Annotated in this window: 13 protein-coding genes; 7 read left to right on the top strand and 6 right to left on the bottom strand. The window is 71.4% G+C overall.

Annotated elements, in window-relative coordinates; translation table 11 throughout:
* The first annotated feature begins 1 nt into the window (after window position 1).
* The gene (locus tag ACR68M_RS28485) at window positions 2-1,372 is read left to right on the top strand and encodes a lipase family protein (protein ID WP_441247006.1); all 1,371 of its coding nucleotides are present in this window, start codon (window positions 2-4) and stop codon (window positions 1,370-1,372) included.
* A 52-nt stretch (window positions 1,373-1,424) separates the two neighbouring features.
* Here the strand turns inward: ACR68M_RS28485 and ACR68M_RS28480 are convergent, their stop codons facing one another.
* The 3 genes from ACR68M_RS28480 to ACR68M_RS28470 form a co-directional block, all read right to left on the bottom strand.
* Complete coding sequence (locus ACR68M_RS28480; protein WP_441247005.1) at window positions 1,425-2,297, bottom strand: ArsR/SmtB family transcription factor; 873 nt, start codon at window positions 2,295-2,297, stop codon at window positions 1,425-1,427.
* 371 nt (window positions 2,298-2,668) lie between these two features.
* Window positions 2,669-5,521: an ATP-binding protein gene (locus tag ACR68M_RS28475; protein WP_441247004.1), complete on the bottom strand. Its 2,853-nt coding sequence runs from the start codon at window positions 5,519-5,521 to the stop codon at window positions 2,669-2,671.
* Window positions 5,522-5,636: 115 nt separating this feature from the next.
* Complete coding sequence (locus ACR68M_RS28470; RefSeq protein ID WP_441247003.1) at window positions 5,637-6,608, bottom strand: helix-turn-helix domain-containing protein; 972 nt, start codon at window positions 6,606-6,608, stop codon at window positions 5,637-5,639.
* A 311-nt stretch (window positions 6,609-6,919) separates the two neighbouring features.
* Between ACR68M_RS28470 and ACR68M_RS28465 the strand changes: the two genes are divergently transcribed.
* The 3 genes from ACR68M_RS28465 (at window position 6,920) to ACR68M_RS28455 (ending at window position 10,648) form a co-directional block, all read left to right on the top strand.
* Window positions 6,920-8,137 (top strand): DUF4185 domain-containing protein, encoded by a 1,218-nt coding sequence (locus tag ACR68M_RS28465; protein WP_441247002.1) that lies wholly within the window; start codon window positions 6,920-6,922, stop codon window positions 8,135-8,137.
* An 86-nt stretch (window positions 8,138-8,223) separates the two neighbouring features.
* A complete protein-coding gene (locus tag ACR68M_RS28460) occupies window positions 8,224-9,234 on the top strand; it encodes an LGFP repeat-containing protein (protein WP_441247001.1) in 1,011 nt (336 codons plus the stop codon).
* A gap of 151 nt (window positions 9,235-9,385) precedes the next feature.
* Complete coding sequence (locus ACR68M_RS28455; RefSeq protein ID WP_441247000.1) at window positions 9,386-10,648, top strand: IS256 family transposase; 1,263 nt, start codon at window positions 9,386-9,388, stop codon at window positions 10,646-10,648.
* A 122-nt stretch (window positions 10,649-10,770) separates the two neighbouring features.
* Here ACR68M_RS28455 and ACR68M_RS28450 read toward each other — a convergent pair whose 3' ends face one another.
* Window positions 10,771-13,236, bottom strand: a complete 2,466-nt coding sequence (locus ACR68M_RS28450) for an RICIN domain-containing protein (RefSeq protein ID WP_441246999.1) — start codon at window positions 13,234-13,236, stop codon at window positions 10,771-10,773.
* A gap of 222 nt (window positions 13,237-13,458) precedes the next feature.
* Between ACR68M_RS28450 and ACR68M_RS28445 the strand changes: the two genes are divergently transcribed.
* Window positions 13,459-14,259, top strand: a complete 801-nt coding sequence (locus ACR68M_RS28445; protein ID WP_441246998.1) for a DeoR/GlpR family DNA-binding transcription regulator — start codon at window positions 13,459-13,461, stop codon at window positions 14,257-14,259.
* A gap of 40 nt (window positions 14,260-14,299) precedes the next feature.
* Here the strand turns inward: ACR68M_RS28445 and ACR68M_RS28440 are convergent, their stop codons facing one another.
* Both ACR68M_RS28440 and ACR68M_RS28435 read right to left on the bottom strand, forming a co-directional pair.
* The gene (locus ACR68M_RS28440) at window positions 14,300-15,121 is read right to left on the bottom strand and encodes a helix-turn-helix domain-containing protein (protein ID WP_441246997.1); all 822 of its coding nucleotides are present in this window, start codon (window positions 15,119-15,121) and stop codon (window positions 14,300-14,302) included.
* Window positions 15,122-15,126: 5 nt separating this feature from the next.
* Window positions 15,127-16,428: an ROK family protein gene (locus ACR68M_RS28435; protein ID WP_441246996.1), complete on the bottom strand. Its 1,302-nt coding sequence runs from the start codon at window positions 16,426-16,428 to the stop codon at window positions 15,127-15,129.
* 216 nt (window positions 16,429-16,644) lie between these two features.
* Between ACR68M_RS28435 and ACR68M_RS28430 the strand changes: the two genes are divergently transcribed.
* Together ACR68M_RS28430 and ACR68M_RS28425 are read left to right on the top strand one after the other, a co-directional pair.
* Window positions 16,645-17,955 (top strand): ABC transporter substrate-binding protein, encoded by a 1,311-nt coding sequence (locus tag ACR68M_RS28430; protein WP_441246995.1) that lies wholly within the window; start codon window positions 16,645-16,647, stop codon window positions 17,953-17,955.
* Window positions 17,956-17,962: 7 nt separating this feature from the next.
* A complete protein-coding gene (locus ACR68M_RS28425; RefSeq protein ID WP_441246994.1) occupies window positions 17,963-18,925 on the top strand; it encodes a carbohydrate ABC transporter permease in 963 nt (320 codons plus the stop codon).
* Window positions 18,926-18,950 lie beyond the last annotated feature (25 nt).

Raw genomic sequence — 18,950 nt, 5'->3', positions numbered from 1 at the left:
CATGTCCAGAACCGCCACCCGACGGGTCGCCCTCGCCATCGCCACCGCTGCGGCCCTCACCGCCGCTCCGCTGGCCGAAGCCGCCACCGGCGCGACACCGTCAACCGCCAAGGCGTCAGCTGTCGCACCGTCGGCGGCCAGGGCGAGCGATTCGTTCTACTCCTACACCGGCAGCGAGCCCCTGGCCTCGTTCGCCCCGGGCACCGTGCTGAAGACGCGCACCCTGCCGTACCACCTCGTCGGCCTGCCCACGCCGGTGACGGCGATCCAGCTGCTCTACCGCACCACCGATGCCCAGGGCCGACCGGCCGCCAACGTGACCACGGTGGTGCGCAGCCTGACCGGCGACGGCAGCAAGGCAGTGTCCTACCAGTCGTTCTACGACTCCCTCAGCCCCGAGGACGGGCCGTCCCGGGCGATCGCCGGCAACCTCTCGCTGGGCGGCGTCATCCCCAACGTCGAGGCTCTGTTCATCGTCCCGGCGCTGCTGCAGGGCTACAACGTCGTCATCCCGGACACCGAGGGGCAGCAGGCCGACTTCGCGTCCGGCCCGGAGTACGCGACGAACACGCTGGACTCGATCCGCGCGGCGACCAGGTCGGCCGAGACCGGGATGAACGCCGACACCAGGTTCGGCCTGATGGGCTACTCCGGCGGCGCCGTCGCCACCAACTGGGCGGCCGCGCTCGCACCGAGCTACGCACCCGAGGTCAACAGCAAGCTGGTCGGCTTCGCCGAGGGCGGACTGCTCGTGGACCCGGCGCACAACCTCAAGTACGTCGACGGTTCGCTCGTCTGGAACGGCGTCATCCCGATGTCGATCATCGGGGTCTCCCGCTCGTACGGCATCGACCTCAAGACCTACCTGAACAGCTACGGCCTGCAGGTGTACCAGGAGTTGGAGCACGGGTCGATCGCCAACGCGCTCGGCCACTACCCCGGGCTGAGCTGGAAGAAGATGGCGAAGCCGGAGTACGCCAACCCCGACTCGGCACCCGCCTTCCTCCAGGCGGTGAACCGGCTCAACCTCGGTTCGGCACCCAGCCCGACCGTCCCCGGATACATCGCCCAGGGCAACGGCGGCATCTTCGAGGGCACCTTCAGCAACCCCTCGGGCATCGGGACCGGTGACGGCGTCATGGTCGCCGGAGACGTCCGGGCCCTCGCCCGGCAGTACTGCGCCGTCGGCCACGACCCGATCAAGTACCAGCAGTTCGACCTGCTCAGCCACGTCGGAGTGCCCGTCGTCTGGGCGCCCCTCGCGTACGGCTGGCTGAACGACCGCTTCGCGGGCCGGACCGCCCCCTCGGACTGCGGCCACATCGCGGCGGGCAACTCGCTGGCTCCGGAGCAGCCGGCACCGACGTCCTGACGACCCGTACGCCGCGCCGAGCCGCTCCGAGCCGCACTGGGCGCTCCCGTCCTCACCGGCTCGGGGCGGCCTGCTGGCCCAGCAGCAGGACCTGGCCGAGCGGCGTCACGACGTGCTGGACCTGGCGCCCCTGCCGCTGCGTGGTGATCGCACCGGCCGTACGCAGGGCAGTGGCATGGGCGCTCGCCGAGGGTGAGGTGATGCCGAGGCGGCGGGCCAGTTCGGTGGTTGTGCACGGCGCCTGACCCACGGCTCGGAGGGCGCGGGCGCGGGCCGGGCGGATCAGGCCGGCGAGCCTGTCGGCCGTGGTGCCGGTCGTGGTGCCCGTCGTGGTGCCGGTCCGGTTGGCCGGCTGGGCGACGGTCGGGTGCCACAGCACCGACGGCCGGTGCCGGGCGAGCACGGCGCCGAGGCCGTCCTGGACGAAGAAGTTCGGGTGCAGCTCCAGGCCGTGCCCGCCCAGGTCGAAGACCCGGCGCCGGACGCCCACCTCGCACTCGAGCGCGCCCTCCTCCCGCCAGACGGCGTGCGGATGCAGCCCTGCCAGCACGGCACCGAAGCCCGCCTCGCCCGCGGTCTGAGCGCGGTGGGCGATGTCGGCCCGCAGGTGACCCCTGATGTCGGGCCAGTCCGGGGCGAGACAGGTCTCGAACAGCGCCCGAGCACCGTCGGCAACCTGCCGCAGCCGGCGCGTGTCGCCGGCGCGGAGCTCGACGACGATGCGGGGCAGGTCCGGTACTGCCTCGTAGGCGGCAAGTGCCTGCCGCAGGTCGGCCGCCGAGGTGACGAGAATCGAGTCCAGCTCGTCCGCCAGGTCTCGGTCGGTACCGGGGACTCTGGGCACCAGGAAACCCGGGATGTTGCGACAGTCGGCGTTGACCAGATCGAGCAGCGGCGCGACCGTCTGCGGCACCTGGCATCGCATCCGACGCCACCAGCGTGCACGGCGTGAACCCACACAGTCGTGGGCACCGGCCAGAGCCGTGAGCACATGTCCCATCGGAGAGATGGCGAACCGGGTCCGTGCGAGATCCGGAACGCCGAAGTTGATCGTCAGCACAGTTCCCCCATGGCCCGGACAGGCCTGCCTCCGCCTGCGGCACGAGCGGCGGGCGGACGGGCGAGCTGGCTGTCCCGGGCGAATTCACGACGAATGCGGGCCGGCGCCCCGCGCCTGGCTGCTCTCCCCGAGCAGACAGGTTGGGGCGTCACGACCATCCTGGGCGGCTGCTGCCGGTCGGCCCATGACGTGAACTTGGCGTTGGCATGGCGTTCCCGCCGTGCCGACCGGCAGGGTCAGCTGTGGCTGTCGTCGCTCTCGAGAGCGACCAACCGGGCGGCGGCCGCCTCGGTCTCGGCAGCTCCCAGGCGGCGGTAGAGGGCCACGGCTCGCCGGAGATCGGTCAGGGCCGTGTCGCGTTCGCCGGCGTGTGCGGTGCAGCGGGCGGCACCTTCGAGGGCCTTCGCCTCGTCCAGCGGACTGTTGACCTGGCAGGCGAGTTGCCGGGCCTCCCGGTACAGGGGCAGCGCCTCGCGGTACCGGGCCAGCGCCTCGCACGGCCCGGTGGTGTCGGCGGCGAGCGCGGCCATGCTGGCGAGTACCTCGGCCTCGCCCTGGCGGTCGCCGTTCTCGCGGTTGAAGCTCCGGGCCTGCTCGAACAGGTCGGCCGCGGCGGTGTAGTCACCGGTCGCGTGCCGTGCCCGGCCCAGGTCGTGCAGGGTGTTGAGCTCGCCGTAGCGCAGACCGTGCTTCCGGAAGGCCGCCAGCGCCCGCTCCAGGAGTCCGGCCGCACCCACGGTGTCCCCGGTCGCGAACCGCACCCGGCCCAGGTCCTTCAGGCAGTGCGCCTCACCGTCGCGCTTGCCGAGATCGAGATAGATCGCCAGCGCCCGCTCCAGCGCGTCGGACGCGGCCGGGTAGTGCCCGGTCGTGGCCCGCACACCGCCCAGGCTCCACAGCAGGTTGGCCTCGCCCTGACGGTTGCCGAGGTCCTGCATGATGGCCAGGGCCCGCTCCAACAGGCTCCCGGAGACCGCGTAGTCGCCGGTCGCGTGCCGCACCCGGCTCAGGTCCCACAGCACGTTGGCCTCGCCCTGGCGCTTCCCCACCGACACGAAGCCGCGCAGCGCCCGCTCCAGCGCGTCGGCCGCCGACGGGTACTCGCCACCGGCGTTCCGCGCGCGGCCCAGCCCCCACAGCGCGTTGGCCTCCCCCAGGCGGTCGCCCAGCTCCTGGTAGAGCGCCAACGACCGCTCGTGCAGACCGTGCGCGGTCCGGAACTCCCCGAGCATGTACCGGATACGGCCCACGTCCTCGAGCGCACCCGCCTCGCCGTGCCGGTGGCCGAGCTCCTGGTAGATCGCCAGCGCCCGTTCGTGCAGCTCGCACGAGGCATCGAACTCCGCGAGGGCGTGCCGCACCCGGCCCAGGTCGCCCAGGGCACCCGCCTCGGCGGCGTGGTCGCCCGACTCCCGTGCGGCCGCGGCTGCGGAGTGGTGCAGGTTGGCGGCCTGCTGCCAGGGGCCCTCCTGGAGGAGGAAGGCGGCCATCGACGCGGTGAGGGCGATCCCGCCGCCGGGCGGGGAGGCGGTGGTGGCGGCCAGCAGATTGCCCCGCTCGGCGCGCATCCAGGCCAGCGCCCTGGCCCGGTCGGACAGCCGGGGAGCAGCGGCCGGCACCGGGCCGGTCCGCGCCGGGCCGGGGTGGCTGTACTGCTCCAGGTGGTGATCCGCGTCCTGGGCACAGTGGCGGTAGTAGCCGAGCAACCGCGCCAGCGCGGCCTCGCGGTCGCGATCCTGTTCTTGGCTGGAGCCACCGAGGGCGCTGCCGGTGCCGCGCGTGCGGGCGTAGACGCCGACGAGGTCGTGGAAGCGGTAGCGGCCGGGCGTGTGCTGGGTGAGCAGGTTGTGGTCGAGCAGGGACTCCAGGAGGCGTTCGGCCGTGCGCTGGTCGGCTTCGATCAGGTTGGCGGCGGCGTACGCGTCGAAGTCCGGTCCGGGCACGAGGCCGAGCCGGCGGAACAGGTGCTGCTCGGCCTCCGGCAGGGCGGTGTAGGAGGTGTCGAAGACAGCGGTCAGGCTACGGTCCTCGTCGCTGAGTTCGTCGAGGCGGCCGCGTTCGTCGCGCAGTTGCTCGACGAGGTCCTCCACGCGCAGGGCGCGGCGGTGGCGCAACCGGGCTGCGGCGATCCGGACGGCCAGCGGCAGGTGACCGCAGAGCGCGAGAAGTTCACCGATCGCCGGGTGGTCCGCCGGGATCCGGCCGGGGCCTGCGACCTTGTGCAGCAGCGCGGCCGCCTCGACCGGGGTGAGGGTCTCCAGGGCCAGCGTGTGGGCGTCGTCCAGGCCGGTGAGGCGCCTGCGGCTGGTGACGATGACCAGGCAGCCGGGCGTCGCGGGCAGCAGCGGTCGGACTTGCGCGACGCTGACCGCGTTGTCCAGCACGATCAGAGTGCGGGTGTCCGCGAGCTGGTCGCGGTAGAACGCGGCACGCGCGCCGAGGTCCTGGGGGATCAACTGCGGTGCCACGCCGAGCGAGCTCAGGAGCCACTCCAGCGCGTCCTCGGCAGTTGCGGGTGCCAGGCCGGTGGTGTGGCCGTGCAGGTCGATGAACAGCTGCCCGTCCGGGAAGTTCCCGCGCATCCGGTGGGCAGCGTGGACGGCCAGCGCGGACTTGCCGACGCCGCCCGTCCCGTCGATCGCCGAGATCACCACCATCCCGGCGTCGCTGCCGGTGGGTGCCGCCTCGGCCAGCGCGAGCAGCCGGTCGAGCTCCGCGGAGCGACCGGTGAACAGCCTCGTGTCGGACGGAAGCTGGCAACGGAACCCGCCACGGTGCGGACTCGTCGACTCGCTCGCGGCGGACTCGGCGTTTCCGGAGCGGGCCGGGGTCCGGGAGTTCCGTGAGGCGGCGGTGGCGGCCGTGGAAGCCGTGGCGGCCGCCGTCAGCTGCTCGCGGCCGGTCGCGTCCAGCCCGAGGGCCGTGGCCAGCCAGGTCACCGAGGACAGGCGCGGTCGCCGACGCCCGGTCTCCAGCACGCTGATCGCATGCGGCGAGACCCCGGACCGCTCCGCCAGTTCCTCCTGGGTCCAGCCGGCTCGCAGCCGGTGCTCCCGCAGGAGCGCCCCGAAATCGCCAACCACGCTCATCCCCCGACTGCGGTCACGTCCTCGACGGACCGCGGCGCCATGTCCCCGCCAAGTCGTCATGACCCTAGGTGATTCCTGCTGCTCAGCGCCAGACCCCGCGAGGCCGAGCGCTCCTCTACACGGAGGGCTGACCTTGCGGCGGACGGTACCGCTCCAGGTTTCCGCGGACTTCGTCCAGGTAGGGCTGGATGGCTCGGAGTCTGGCGTCCTGCTGTTGCTGCACCACCCAGGTCGCGGTGCGGTAGGCGGCGGCGAGGTTGAGCGCCGGGTCGCCCGGGACGCCCTGGAGAGCAGGAGCGATGGCGCAGAGCATCCGGCCGAGGGCGAGGATGGAGTCCTCCGGGCTGAACGGCGGTGTCGGGACGGTGTTCTGGCGGTCGGGCGGCAGGTAGTACCTGAGCACTCGGGGCGTCCAGCGGGCGATGCCGTACTCGTCCTTGGCCGGGGCGCTCAGCAGCGGGTCGAAGCCGCTCTCCGCCTTGAGCATCGCGGCGACCAGCGCCGGGGTGATGTCGGGCTCGGGGCACATGGTGCCCGCCTCGATGATCAGCTCGCGGTAGCGGGCCGGGATGTCGGTGTCGCCGCGCAGCCACCGTGCTTCGCCCTGGAGCGGGACGCGGGCTGCGGAGTCCCCTGGCACGCAGGCGCTGAAGGCCAGGGCGAGGACGGCTGCCGCGAGCAGGCTGACGCAGCGGAGCAGGGCCGCCGACACCCGCGGACGGTCGGGCGGCCGCGACTCCGGAGCAGCCGACGCGACGTCAGGGGCTGCGGCGGCGGGGGCTGCGGTGTCAGCGGCTGCGGCTGCAGCGGTCGGCGGGGCGGTGACGAGTTGGTGTACGCGGACCCGGCGCTGCTCCCACTCCGCCGGATCGCCGCCGCACGCGGTCACGAAGGCGGCGAGCACCGCGTCGCTCGGCAGCCGGTGGCCCGCTGCGGCGGCGGCCAGGGTGGAGGCGGAGTAGTTGGTGTCTGCGGCGAGCCGGCGGTAGGGCGGGCTGCCGGCCCGGCGGCGCAGCTCGCGTAACTCGCAGGCGAAGTGCGCCAGCGGGCCTTCTCGGGAGTCGAGTTCCTGTTCCTGCCGTCCCACCTGCTGGTCCTCCCTTGTCCCTCAGGGCTGCGCGGTGGCTGCGCAGAGGGTTGTCCGGTCTTTGTCCGGCGTCTGTCCGACCAGGTCGGATGCCCGTGACGGCTCGGCGCAGGATCTGTTTGATGGAGGGCGGGCCCTCGCCCAGGACCACATCCAACCCCCTTACGAGCGTGGCGACGCCGCCTTCCGCCCGATCCGTCGTGTGCGATGGTTCACACTCCCTCGGGGCATGGGCGGCTCCCATCGTGCCCGGCCTGCCGCAGGCGGTGTCGCCAAGTTGACGTACCACCACCCTTCTGGAGGATCGATCGATGTCCACCCCTTCACAGCCCAACCGCGCTGAGCTCACCCGGCGCTCGGTGCTCCGGGCAGGCGCCGGCCTGGCGCTGGGCGCGGGCGCGCTCGGCGCCGCCACCGGCTCCGCCGTCGCCGACACCCGTACTCCCGGGGCCGGTCTCGCGCCCAGGGCGCAGACCGGTGCCGCACTGTGCGACACGCCTGGCGACTCGGCGAGCGCGCAGGGCCTGGGCTCCGGGGATCTCGGCATCCCGTACTTCCGTGAGCACGACGGCTCCTGGGGCTACGTCTTCGGCGACTCCTGGGCCAACCAGGCCCAGCGTGACCCGTACCTCGGCTCGCCGGTGATGCTCAACCAGGCGAACTTCGACAACACCGGCGGCTCGCCGATCTCGTTCACCTGGGCGATGCCGACCGGCGGCCAGGCCAACCAGATGTTCGACTACCGGCACCAGACCGACAACGGGCACGGCTGGGAGTTCAGCCGGATCCCGAACGACTGCATCGAGTTCGGCGGTCGCACCTACATCCAGTACACCTCGGTCGCGACCTGGGGCCCGCCGGCCGGCTACGACGGCTCGCTGATGTCCGGCGTCGCCTACTCCGACAACGGCGGCGTCACCTGGACGGACTACCCGTACCACTGGCCCGGCGACACCCAGGGCACCAACCAGTCGATGTACGGCATGTGGTCGTTCGCGGGCATCGACCCGGACGGCTGGCTCTACATCTTCTCCAAGCGCTGGAACGGCACGCACAACAACACGGCCGACGGCGGCGCCATCCAGCTGTTCCGGATCTGGCCGGACGACTTCCGGGCCGGCAACTTCGGTGCCCAGCAGAACTGGGCGTTCTTCAACGGCTCCTGGCAGTGGACCACCGAGGCCGCGCCGTCGATCATCCTCTCCGGCAACAACATCGGGGAGTTCTCGGTCAAGCGGATCAACGGCACCTACTGCATGAGCTACTTCGACGTGACCGACTACTCGATCTGCACCCGGACGGCGCCCCGGCCCGACGCGGTGTGGACGGCGCCCAAGCCGCAGGTCGTCGGCAACAACGCCCTCCCGCCGAGCCACTGGGGCAAGCCCCAACTCCCCTTCCTGTACGGCGGCTACATCCACCCGGGCAGCCGGAGCGCGACCTCGCTGACGCTGATCGTGTCCCAGTGGAACGGGCAGCAGGGGCAGTCGCCGTACCGGGTCCTGCAGTACGACGGCATCAACCCGTAGCCGCGCGGCCTGCCCGGCTCCGGGGGCTTGGCGCTCCCGGAGCCGGGCGGACCGTGTCCGGAAAGCCCGAGACGAGGAGATGGCGCGTGATCCGCACCGCCGTACGACGCACCACCCTGGCGGCCGTGGCCGCCGCCCTGCTGGCCGCCGGCACCGTGCCGGCCCAGGCGCAGGGCATCCCCGGCCCGTTGCAGCACCGCCTGGCGGCCGACGCCGGCTGCTTCGTCCCCCCGGACCGCGACATCGCGGTGACCCGCAAGGTCTACGAGGTGGGGCAGCGGATGAACGTGGACGACAAGGTCATGCTCGCCGGCTTCGAGACCGGCTGGGTCGAGTCCCACATGAACGACCTGAACTGCGGCGACCAGGACTCGCTCGGAGTCTTCCAGCAGCGGCCCTCACAGGGCTGGGGCTCGCCCGACCAGCTCCTGGACGTCGACTACGCGGCGGCGAAGTTCTTCCAGGTCGCCCTGCAGATGGAGCCCGGCCTGCCGGACAGCACCGCCGGGCAACTCGCCCAGGCCGTCCAGCGCTCCGCCTACCCGCTGCGCTACGACCAGGCGGAGGACACCGCCCGGGGTCAGCGCGACGAAGCGTTCCAGCCGTACGGGACGATCGGCGGCAAGTACGCCGCGATCGGCGGGGAAAGCAGCGTGCTCGGCCCGCCGGTACGCGCCGAGGAGGACTCGTCGCTGGGTGGGCGGTTCCAGCAGTTCCGGAACGGGATCATCCTCTGGCACCCCGACGAGGCCCACCCCGTCTACGGCGACATCCTCACCACCTTCTGGGCCACCGACGCCGAACGCCACTGGGGCTTCCCCACCACCGACGAAGCCGACGCCGCCCAAGCCCCCAACGGCACCCACGGCCGCTACCAGTTCTTCGAACACGGCCTCTTCCTCTGGTCACCCCCCACCGGCACCCACGAACTCCACGACGCCATCTACAACGCCTTCGCCACCGGCGGCCGCGAAGCCACCCTCGGCTACCCCACCACCGACGAAACCAACGAAGGCACCAACGGCAGAGCCCAACACTTCCAGAACGCCACCATCCACTGGACCCCCACCCAAGGCACCTGGATCACCACCAACTGACCCCGACCGGGGAGTCGGCGCGGGAGTGTCATGAATCAGGTGGACACCCTGATCAAGGGAGACACTGATGAGCTCGCTGACGGATCACCAAATCGGGTCGGTTCCTGACGGGTCGGTTTCGTCGGAGTCGGAACCTGCCGATGACTTGGGCATGGGGCCGAGGAAGAGTACGGGTGCGTCGGATGTGGTGGCTTCGGTCGCCGAGCTGGCGGCCGAGCAGGCCAGGGCCGGCGGGATGCAGTTGCTCGGTGAGGGCGGGCTGCTGCAGCAGCTGACCCGGCACCTGCTCCAGGAAGCCCTGGAAGCCGAGATGGACGAGCATCTGGCGGCCACCGTGGAGCCGGGCCGCTCGGTGCGCAAGGGCGGCAACGCGCGCAACGGCTACCGGATGAAGACCGTGATGACCGAGGCGGGCCCGGTCACACTTGAGGTCCCGCGGGACCGGGCCGGCACGTTCGAGCCGAAGGTCGTGCCCCGGCACGCGCGCCGCACCGAGGGCCTGGACAACCTCGTGGTCTCGTTGACCGCGAAGGGCCTGACCAGCGGTGAGATCGTCGCGCACCTGGCCGAGGTCTACGGAATGGCAACCAGTAAGGAGACCGTCTCCACGATCACCGACCGGGTGCTGGAGGGCATGGCCGAGTGGCGCACGCGTCCGCTCGATGCGGTCTACCCGGTGCTGTTCGTGGACGCGGTGAACATCAAGGTCCGCGACGGGCAGGTCGCCAACCGGCCCGTCTACGTGGTCCTGGGCGTGACTGCCGACGGCTACCGCGACATCCTGGGCCTGTGGACCTCCAGCGGCGGTGAGGGCGCCAAGTACTGGCAGTCCGTGCTGACCGAGATCAAGAACCGCGGCGTGAAGGACTGCCTGATCCTCATCTGCGACGGCCTGGCCGGCCTGCCCGACGCCGTCGCCCAGGTCTGGCCACAGACCGTGGTCCAGACATGCATCGTCCACCTGCTGCGGAACTCCTTCCGCTACACGTCCAAGCGGGACTGGGCGGCGGTGGCCCGCGACCTCAAGCCCGTCTACACCGCCCCGAACGAGGCCGCGGCCCTGGAGCGGTTCGCCGACTTCGCCGCCGCCTGGGAGGCGACCTACCCGGCCGTGGTGAAACTCTGGGAGAAGGCCTGGCCCGAGATGGTCCCCTTCCTCGCCTTCGACGCCGAGATCCGGAAGATCATCTGCACCACCAACGCCATCGAGAGCCTCAACTCCCGCTACCGCAGGGCCGCCGGAGCCTGCGGCCACTTCCCCAACGAGCAGGCCGCCCTCAAACGCCTCTACCTGGCCACTCTCGCCCTCGACCCCACCGGACGCGGCCGCCAACGCTGGAGCAACCGCTGGATGGCCGCCCTCAACGCCTTCGACATCGCCTTCGACGGGCGCCTGTCAGCCGGACGGGCGTAGGCCACCCGGCCCACACCCACCAGGAAGATCAACACCTAGGCCAACCGGGTGCCGTACACCTAGATCGTGATAGTCCCGTCGGCGCCCGAGGCGAGAGCTGGTCTCGCCTCGGGCGCCGGCCGTCAGTTGATCGTCCAGTGCTGGAGTGCCGATCCGGTGTCGCTCTGCTGGGCGACCAGGGCGCCGTCGGAGGTGGAGGCGGTGGTGAGCAGCAGGCCGCTCTTCCGGGAGGTGACGGTGTAGCCGCCGGTGACGGGTGTGATCAGCCAGTGTTGGTTGGCTCCGCCGGTGCAGGTCCACTGGATCACCTGGGCACCGGTGGTGGTGGAGCCGCCGCTGACATCCATGCAGAGCTTCGACTCGCCGTTGGTGATCTGGTAGCTGCCGTCGGGCTGTTGGGTGAAGACCCAGCTCTGGTTGGTGCCGCCGTTGGGCGTCCAGGTGACGAGCTGGGTGCCTGTGGCGGTGGAGTGGCCGGGGTCGTCGAGTGCCTTCCCGGCGGCGATCAGGGTGTGGGTGCCGCCCAGCGCCGGGGCCACGACCCAGGTGAAGCTGGTCGTGCCGGTGGCGGTGCCGGAGGCGGCGGTCACCGTGACGGTGCTGGTGCCCGCGACGGTGGGCGTGCCGGAGACCAGGCCCGTGGGGCTGATCGAAAGGCCGGGCGGCAGGCCGGTGGCCGAGTAGGTCAGGGGCTTGCCGGCGGAGTCGTTCGCGCTGAGCTGGAGCGAAGTGGCCGTCTGGACCTTGCCGGACTGGCTCCCGGGGTTGGCGACGGTGACGGTCTCGGGCGCGGAGCCGGTCCGGGTGAAGGTCAGGGTCTGTTCGTCGGCGGTGCGCGAGGCGCCGACGGGGTTGCCGGTGGTGTCGATCCAGTTGCGGGCGGGGGTGGTCTCGGCGAGCCGCCCGGCGGCGGCGGAGAGGCCGATCACCAGGCCGCTGTAGCGGTTGACCAGCCGGAAGCTGCCGGAGGACGTCGTGCTGGGGAGGACGAACCACTGCTGGCCGACGGTGGCGCCGCCCGGCCCGGCGGTGGTGACGGTGGGCTTGGTGCCCCAGGCGCGGTTGCCGGTGGACGAGGAGTCGACGCCCAGCAGTTGGCCGGTGGCGGAGTTGGTGATCCGGTAGGAGCCGTCGCCGTTGGCGGCGAACGTCCAGGACTCCAGGGCCGAGCCGGTGGCGGCGGCCACCGAGGTGGTGGCGGAGCCTCCGGCGGTCTGGGCGAGGACGCGGCCCGCGCCGGTGCCTATCCGGTACGCCTTGGTCAGGTCGACCGGCGGCGCGGCGGGTGCGGAGGTGCCGACGGTGACGTCGACGTACTCGCCGGAGGCGTTGTTGGCGCAGCCGAACGCGCAGTAGGAGCGGAAGCTCTTGCCGACGACGGTGGAGTTGGTCCGGTTGGCGCCGTCCAGGAACCAGCGGTACCAGGACGCGGTGTGGTAGCTGCCGGTGTCGCCGATCGGGTACCACTTCTGGGTCGCCAGGTTGTCGGTGGCGTAGAACTGCTGCGGCGCGTTGCCGCTCTGGTCGACCGCCTGCGGCTCGCCGATGTAGAGGCCCAGGTAGGCGTCGTAGCTGATGTTCATGACGAACAGCGGCGAGGTCGGCGGCACCGTGCCGGCCGCGATCTGCTGGCTCACCGTGCCGGTGTTCGCCGGGTTGTACTCGGCGGAGACGGGGGTGTAGCCGGTGGTGCTGCCCGAGTCGACCGGCACCATGTTGCTCTCCTGGCCGCCCACGCCGGGCTGGGCCCAGGCGCCGTCGTACCACTTCTGCCAGGAGCCGGGCGCCATCTTGGCGGAGATCGGGGCGCGGGCGACGTGCTCGTAGAAGGCCTTCCAACTGCCGCCCTTGTCGATCAGACGCGAGCCGTAGTAGACGTAGAAGTAGCCCGAGGCGGTGTCGACGAACAGCCGCTGGTCACCGTCGCCGTAGGAGAAGGTCTGGTTCGGGAAGGCGGCCGTGTCACCCCGGGTGGTGCTGTAGGGGGACGTGATCACGTGGCTCTTGACGGCCCATGTCCTGCCCTGGTCCGTCGACACCGTGTAGTCGATCGCGTCGAAGTGCAGCCCGTCGCCGAAGGGTTGCGGGGTGAACTCGTTGTGCACCAGCCCGTACCAGTCGCCGGTGTCCGGGTCGACCCACACCCCGGCGAGGTCGCAGTAGTTCTTCTGGGAGTAGCTCGACCCCTTCGGTGCGTTGCTCGCCTGGAGACCGGTCGGGCTGTTGTTGCACCGCCAAGTGGTGTCGTTGTTGCGGTCGTTGGCGTTGGCGGGGTTCACCGCGTCGCTGATCGCGCTCGACCGCGCGGCGCTGTCGAAGTCCGTGCCGGTGTAGAACTCCCACTCGCGCGGGTCGTTCGCGCCGTACAGCGCGGCGGACTGCTGGAAGTAGAAGGTGCCGTTCTTGTCGGTGTAGCCACTGGCGGGGGTGTCGGTCGGGTGTGCGTACGGCACCGGGGAGCCGACGCTGATCGCGTAGGTGGCGGCGCTGGGCGATGCAGCTGTCGCCGACGTGGCCGTGAGGCCGTTGAGGGCCAGCGCGGCAGCGGTGAGTATGACGGCGAAAGCCCTGCGGGGAGGGGAGGACATGGGGGACTCTCCGGTTCATCAGCTGCTGGGGGATGCGCCGGCCGGGCACTTGTCGGGCAAGTTTGGGCAGCGGGGCAGATGAAGTCAACGGACGTACCCGGGGCCGAAGATGGACTTTTGTGCGCACCTGATGCGCGATGGTGATCGAACGTGCTTGGATCAGCCCAATTAGAAGCAAGATCGGTCATAGATCCGCAGGCCACGAACTCGGAGGGCTGGAGCGTGCTCAGACAGGAACGCAGGACCCTGATCCGCCAGGCGGCGCTGCACTCCGGAGCGGTCGACGTCCGGACGCTCGTCGACCGGTTCCAGGTGTCGGCCACGACGATCCGCCGGGACCTCAGCACTCTGGCAGACGGCGGCTCGATGAGGAGGGTGCACGGCGGCGCGATCGCCCTGGCCACGCCGAGCCGATCCGGACCGGGAGACCCCCGTACGGCTCACGCCGACACCGCCGCCGCCAAGGAGGCCGTCGCCCGCTCGGCGGCCGCCCTGGTGGAGCCGGGCATGGTGGTCGGCGTGACAGCCGGCACCACCGCGCTCGCGGTGGCCCGCCACCTGATGGCGGTGCCGGAGCTCACCCTGGTGACCAACTCGCTGCCGGTGGCGGAGCTGGCGCTCGCCCGCAGCCGCGAGGGCGGCGCACGGCCGCCGGCGCTGCTGATGCTGGGCGGCTCCCCGACGCCGACCGCCGGCCTGGTCGGCCCGCTGGCCGACCAGGCGCTGCGTTCGCTCCATGTCGACGTGCTGATCACGGGCGCGTACGGGGTGACGGCCCGGGTCGGCCTGACCACGCCGGACCTGACCGAGGCACTGACCAACCAGGCCTTCATCCGCGCGGCACGCACCGTGGTCGCGGTCGCGGACCACACCAAGTGGGGTGTCGCGGGCCCCGCCAGATTCGCCGATCTCGGCGACGTGCACTGCTTCGTGACGGATGATCAGCTCGCCGTCGACGCGCAGCGAACCCTCCGGGCGCGGGTCGGGGCGCTGTGGGTGGCTCCGGTCGCCACCGGCGGGTGAACCCCGGAGACACTGGTCGGAAGGCCAGAAGGCCAGTAGGTCAGACGGCCAGGTCCGTCCGACCGGCCTCGCGGAAGGCCGCCGGTGACTGCCCCACCCGGCGCCCGAACAGGCGGCTGAAGTACGCCGGATCGTCGAAGCCGACGTCCCTGGCGACCTCCCGCACCGAGCGGTCGGTGGTCAGCAGCAGGTCCTTCGCCCGGGACAGCCGGGCCTGCACGATGTACCCCTTCGGCGTGCCACCGGTCGCCCGGCGGACCTCGCGGCGCAGCGCCTCCTCGTCCAGCCCCAGCCTGCGCGCGTGCTCGCGGATGGCGACCGGCTCGGCGGCGTGCTCGTCCAGGTACCGGACCACGCGCGACAGATCGGTGCTGACCTTGGCCGCGAGCAGCTGGGCCAGCAGCTGGTGGACGAGTGCCGAGGCCGTCACGTGCCGGTGCGGGGAGTTGGTCGAGACGACCGAGTTGAGGGTGTCGAAGGTCTGCAGCAGGGGGCGTACGTCGGGGCCGAGCCGGATCACCGGGTGGTCCCGGTCCAGAGTGCCCAGTGACTCGTGCGCGCTCGCCGCCGGGCCGTCGAAGAGGACCCAGCGCTCGGACCAGCCCTCGGGGTCGGGCTGGTACCGGTGGTAGAGGCCGGGGAAGACCACGAAGGCGGCGGGCGCCTCGACGGGGAGCCGGTCGGTGGCGTGCCGGCCCCAGGAGAACCAGCCCGCGCCACGGGTGACCATCATGAGGCCGTAGCAGTTGAGCACCCGCCCGTCGAAGTTCATCCGGTGGACGCGCTGCCAGCCCGCCCCCAGGCACACCAGCCCCAGCCGTCGGTGCTCCTCGGAGGGGGTCAGGTAGCACGAGAAGCCCATGGCCGTCAGCGGCTCTGCCGGTCGCCCGTGACCTCCGGGCGCAGCTGGGCGGTGGTGGGGTCGTGGAAGATGCCTTCGAGGGCCAGGCAGGCTCCGCCCCGGGCGGCGTTCGACAGGCCGAGGGTGGAGACGGCGACGACCACGCGTTGGGCGACTGGCCCTATCCGGCGCTGGTCGAGCAGCTGCTGCGCGGTGTCGACCAGGTAGCGGCCGAACACCGCGAAGTAGCCGCCGAGCACGATCCGGGACGGGTTCAACACGTCCACCAGGATGCCGAGTCCACGCGCCAGGTCGTCCGCGATCCCGGCCAGCGCGGCGAGGGTGCGCGGGTCGCCGCCGTCGGCGCGGGCCAGCAGTTCGCCGAGGCGTTGGGCGAGGTCGGCCGTGCGGTCGTGGACGGGGTCGGTGCGGTCGGCGGCCGCGTCCAGCAGGGCCTGCAGCCCGACGGCCATCTCCCAGCAGCCCGTCCGGCCGCAGGCGCAGGGGCGTTCGAGGCGATCCAGGTGCATGTGGCCGATCTCGGAGCCGCGCAGCAGCCGGCCGTCGGAGAGTTTGGCGCCGCCGACGCCGATGCCGCCGGTGACGTAGAGCAGTTCGCGGGTGTCGGCGTCGTCGTCGCTGTCGACATCTGCGGAGATGTACTCGGCGAGGGCGCCGGACTCGGCGTCGTTCTCGACCTGGACGGGCGGGGCGCCGGGGCCGAGCAGCGCGCGGAGTTCGGCGGCGGCCGGCACGTCCCGCCAGCCGAAGTTGGTCGCCAGCCTGACCGTGCCGGTCTCGGTGTCGACTGCGCCCTGGGTGACGAGGACGACCCCGGCGACGCCCAGGCCGCGGGCGCCGACGACGCGCAGGGCCGCTCGCACCATCACCGCGACCTCGCGCAGTGCCTCCTGCGGGCTCAGTTCGGGGATGCTGATGCCGCGTCTCTGCTCGTGGACGACGGCTCCGCTCAGGTCCAGTGCCATCACGGTGACGTGGTCCACGCCGACCTCGGCGCCAATGCCGCAGACCCTGCTGCCGTCGAGCTCCACCATCCGGTGCGGGCGGCCGACGGCGCCTGCCCGGTCGAGTTCGCCCTCGCGGACCAGGCCGCGCTGGATCAGCTCGGTGACCAGGACGGAGACGGTGGCCTTCGGCAGGCCGGCTGCGGCGGCGATCCGGGTGCGGGACTGCGCGCCGTTCTCGCGCAGCAGGCGCAGCACCACGCCGAGGTTGTTGCGGCGCGTGGAGCCCTTGTCCGCCGCGTCCGGGTAGCCCGCCATGATGCTGGCGGCGCTGGTGAGGCCGCCGCCGGGACCTTGCTGCACTGTGCCTCCTGATCGCGGGGTACTGGTGGGACATTAATTCACACACCAGTCGAACTAACAAGCCGCAGTACAGAGAGTTGGTCCGGAGTATTGACAACCCTCTCTTTAATTCACACACTAGCCGAACTAAAGCCAGGTCGAGCTGAAGCCCAGCGTGAGCTGAAGCCCGGAGTGAGCAACGGCCAGCCAGTCGCCCCCGTTGAGAGGACACCCACGATGCCCAGAACCTCGATCACCACCAGGCGAGTACTCGCCACCGCCGCCGTGACGGCACTCGCCCTCGGCGCGACCGCCTGCGGCAGCGATGCGGGCACCGGCACCGCCAAGGACGCGAAGTCCGGCGGGAGCTTCGCCTACTGGTCGATGTGGCGGGCGGACGAGCCGCAGGCCAAGGTCCTCAAGGCCGCGCTCGACCAGTTCCAGACCGACACCGGCATCAAGGTGGACGTGACCTGGACGGGCCGCGACGTCACGAAGAAGATCGGTCCGGCGATAGCCGCCGGCAAGGCCCCCGACCTGTGGGACCAGGGCGCCGACGCCGTCTACGGCGCGACCGCCCAGGCCGGCCAGGCCCTGGACCTCTCCGACGTCCTCGCCCTGGACGTGCCGGGCGAGGGCAAGAAGGTCTCCGACGTCCTGCCCGCCAAGTACCTGGACGCGCTGGCGAAGGACCCGGAGGGCAAGAACCACTACGTGATCCCGTACGAGGTCGCCTCGGCCGCCCTCTTCTACAACGCGGCCGACCCGGATCTCGCCGCCGCCATGCCCACCGCGCCGACCGGCTGGGACGGCTTCCTCAAGGTCTGCGACGCGCTGAAGGCCAAGGGCAAGGCGTGTCTGACCTCCGACGGCGAACTCGCCTGGGAGAACGGCCTCACCCTCGACTACCTGCTGTCCGCCGGCGGCGTCCACTTCGGCGCCCTGAGCGCCGACCGGACCGGCGCGAGCTGGGACGCCCCGGCCGTGCTCACCGCCGCCCGGCAGATCGAGCAGCTGGTCAAGGGCGGCTACCTGAACAGCGGCTACGACGCCACCAAGTACCCGGCGCAGGAGACCAACTGGGCCGCCGGCAAGGGCGCGTTCTACGCCGACGGCAGCTGGGTCACCGACGAGGTGGCCAAGGAGGTCCCGGCGAGCTGGAAGATGGGCGCGATGCTGCCGCCGGGCGCCACCGAGGCGGACTCGATGGTCTTCGGCTTCGCGATGCCGAAGAAGGCCAAGAACGTCGCCCAGGCGCAGAGGTTCATCGCCTACTTCCTCCAGAAGAAGACCCTCTCCGGCATCTCGACCGTCGCCGGGAACATCACCCCGCGCTCGGACATCCCGGCCCCGGCCGTGCTCGCCGACATCCAGAAGGCCCTCGACTCCGCGCCGGTCCGCCTCACCTACGACGGCGTCGCGGGCGACTACCCGACCAAGGTGTTCAACCAGAACTTCCTCGACCTGTGGCACGGCAAGACCACCGCCGACCAGTTCGTCGCGAAGATGAAGTCCGGGCAGGTCGCGTTCTGGAAGACCCAGGGCTGACCCGCCCATGAGCACCGCACTCCACGACCCACCCGCCGTGCGCCGGAGCCAGGCCCGGCCCGTGCGCCGGCCCACCGGCCTCGCCCCGCTGGAACGCCAACACCGCCGGATGTTCTGGCCGTTCGCCGCCCCCGCCCTGATCGTCTACACGGCGCTCTTCCTGGTCCCGATCGGCTACGCCGCCTGGACCAGCCTGTACCGGTGGAACGGGATGGGCGCCAAGCAGTGGCGCGGGCTGCACAACTACCAGATCCTCTTCCAGGACCCGGCCTTCCGCACCTCGCTGCTCAACACCCTGAAGATCCTCTTCGTCGGTGGGGCGATCACCTTCGCGATCAGCCTGGCGCTGACGCTGGTGCTCCGGGAGATGAAGGCCCGACTGTTCGCCAGGTCGGTGCTCTTCTTCCCCTGCCTGGTCAACGCGATGGTCTTCGGCATCGCGGCGGGCTTTCTGTTCTCCCCGGACGGCCCGGTCAACACCGTGCTGCACTGGCTGGGCATGACGACGCCACCGAAGTGGCTCTCCACCGACAACCTCTTCCCGATGATCGTCGCCACCCTGGTCTGGACGGCCACCGGCTACTACACCGCCATCATCATGGCCGCCGTCGACCAGATCCCCGACTACCTGTACGAGGCCGCCGAGTTGGACGGCGCGAACGCCTTCCAGCGCTTCCGCCACGTCACCCTGCCGCTGGCCTGGGACGTCATCTCGGTCTGCGCGGTGCTCTGGACGGTCAGCTCGGTGAAGATCTTCGAGCTGATCCTGATGTACGGCGGGAGCAACTCCAGCCAGCCGCCGGTCAGCACCTGGAACACCGCGATGTACGTGTACTCCGAGGCGTTCCCGCAGGCCTCGACCCCGCAGTTGGGCATGGCCACCGCCGCGGCCCTGGTCAGCCTGCTGATGGTCGGCCTGTTCACGCTGGCGCTGCGACGGCTGATGCGCCGCGCCGCCGTCGAGTACTGAACCAGCCCGAGAAGGGCCACCCCGA

This window comes from Kitasatospora sp. McL0602, from assembly GCF_052076145.1.
Taxonomy (GTDB): Bacteria; Actinomycetota; Actinomycetes; order Streptomycetales; family Streptomycetaceae; genus Kitasatospora.
This window is presented reverse-complemented; position numbering and strand designations above follow the sequence as displayed.